The sequence below is a fragment of the Kitasatospora sp. NPDC056800 genome, from assembly GCF_042789775.1.
Taxonomy (GTDB): Bacteria; Actinomycetota; Actinomycetes; order Streptomycetales; family Streptomycetaceae; genus Kitasatospora.
This window is the reverse complement of sequence record NZ_JBHUAL010000398.1, coordinates 1-2,213: the sequence shown is the minus strand read 5'-3', so window position 1 is coordinate 2,213 and position 2,213 is coordinate 1. Positions and strand designations below refer to the sequence as shown.

The window sequence follows — 2,213 nt, the reverse complement described above, 5'->3', positions numbered from 1 at the left end:
GGCAGTTCGAACCGGGCCTGCTCGGTGTTCTGCAAGGCCAGCATCACCTGGAACAACGGATGCCGCGCCGCCGACCGCCGGGGGTTCAACTCCTCCACCAGGTACTCGAACGGCACGTCCTGGTGCGCGAACGCGCCCAGACCCGCCTCACGCACCCGGCCGACCAGCTCGGCGAACGACGGATCACCCGACACATCCGTCCGCAGCACCAGCGTGTTCACGAAGAACCCGACCAGATCGTCCAGGGACCCGTCGGAGCGACCGGCCACCGGAGAGCCGATGGGGACGTCCTCCCCCGCACCCAGGCGGGACAGCAGCACGGCGAGACCCGCCTGCAGCACCATGAACAACGTCGCGTTCGACGACCGCGCGAGCTCGCCCAGTGCGCGGTGCAGGTCCGGGCCCAGCTCGAACGACGCCGTCCCTCCCGCGTACGAGGCCACCGCCGGCCGAGCCCGGTCGGCGGGCAGGCTCACCTCCTCCGGAAGTTCCGCCAACTGGCCGCGCCAGTAGGCGATCTGGCCGTCGCGCACCTCGTCCAGGACCTCGCGCTGCCACAGCGTGTAGTCCGCGTACTGCACCGGCAGCGGCTCCCACCCGGGCGCCGAACCCTCCAGCCGGGCCGTGTACGCCTCCGCAAGATCACGCGCCAGCGGCGCCAACGACCAACCGTCGCCCGCGATGTGGTGCAGCACCACGAGCAGGACGTGCTCCGACGGGCCCGAGGCGAACAACCACGCCCGGAGCGGGATCTCCGCCGCCAGGTCGAAGGCGTACCGGGCGGCCTCGGCCATCGCGTCGCGCAGTCCGTCGGCGTCGACCTCCACGGTCACCAGCGGGACCGGCGCCTCAGCCAGCACCCGCTGGCAGGATTCGCCGTCCACTTCGGCGAACACCGTCCGCAGCGACTCGTGCCGGCCCACCACGTCGTCCAACGCGGCTGCCAACGCACCCCGGTCCAACGCGCCCGACAACCGCAGCCCCAAGGGCATGTTGTACGTCGCCGACGGCCCCTCCAAGCGGTGCAGGAACCACAACCGCTGCTGAGCGAACGACAACGGCAACCGCTCCGGCCGCACCCCCGCCACCAACTCCGGGCGCACCACACCACCGGAAGACAACCGCTCCGCCAACCCGGCCACCGTCGACGACTCGAACACCGCACGCAACGGCAGCTCCACACCCAGCACCGACCGCACACGGCTCACCAGCCGGGCCGCCATCAACGAGTGACCGCCCAGGCCGAAGAACCCGTCGTCGATCCCGACCCGGTCGACCCCCAGCACCTCCGCGAACAGACCGCAGAGGATCTCCTCCTGCGGCGAGCGCGTCGTCCGCACCGCCCGCGGCGCGTGGTCGGGGTCGGGGTCGGGCAGGGCGTCCCGGTCGAGCGCCCCGTCCGCCGTCAGCGGGAGGGCGGGAACGGGCATGACCACCGCGGGCAGCCGGTGTTCCGGCAGCCGGTGCTTCAGGTCCTCGTGCAGGCGCGACACGGAGAACTGGTTCATGACGAGCGGCACCACATAGGCCACCGACCGCGTCGCCTCGCCGTCCACCACCACGGCGGCCTCGGCGACGCCGGGCAGTGTCCGCAGGACGGCTTCGATCTCCAGGGCGGCGGCCAACGGGTCGGCGGGGCCGACGAGTTCCAGGTGCCCGTCGTCGGTCCGGCGGCGGGCCAGGTCGCCCGTGCGGTACATCCGCGCGTCCGGCGTACCGAACGGGTCCGGCACCCAGCGCTCCGGGTCGCTGCCGGCCAGGTCGCTCTCCGCGCCCCTGGCGTACAGCTCGCCCACGACACCCCGCGGTACGAGTCGGAGGTTCCGGTCCAGGACGTAGTCCAGCCGCGACAGTTCGCGGTGTTCGTCGGGGGTGAGGATGTCGGCCTGGCCGACCGGCAGCTCCGGCCGCGCGGTCAACGCCTCCAGCAAGCGCACCCACCGGTCGAGGAGCACCTCGACGGTGGACCGGTCGAACAGGTCCGTCGCGAACTCCGCGACACCCCGCATCCCGCCGCCGGGCTCCTCGGCGAGGCTGAGGGTGAGGTCGACCCGGGACACACCCGTGCCCACCGGCTCCTCCGCCACCTCCAGGCCCGGCAGTTCGAACCGGGCCTGCTCGGTGTTCTGCAAGGCCAGCATCACCTGGAACAACGGATGCCGCGCCGCCGACCGCCGGGGGTTCAACTCCTCCACCAGGTACTCGAACGGCAC

General features: G+C 72.3%; 1 protein-coding gene. It reads right to left on the bottom strand.

From position 1 onward, the window contains the following. Positions 1-2,213 (bottom strand): condensation domain-containing protein (locus ACFRQN_RS40625; protein WP_380745661.1); only part of this gene is annotated, 2,213 nt, incomplete at both ends.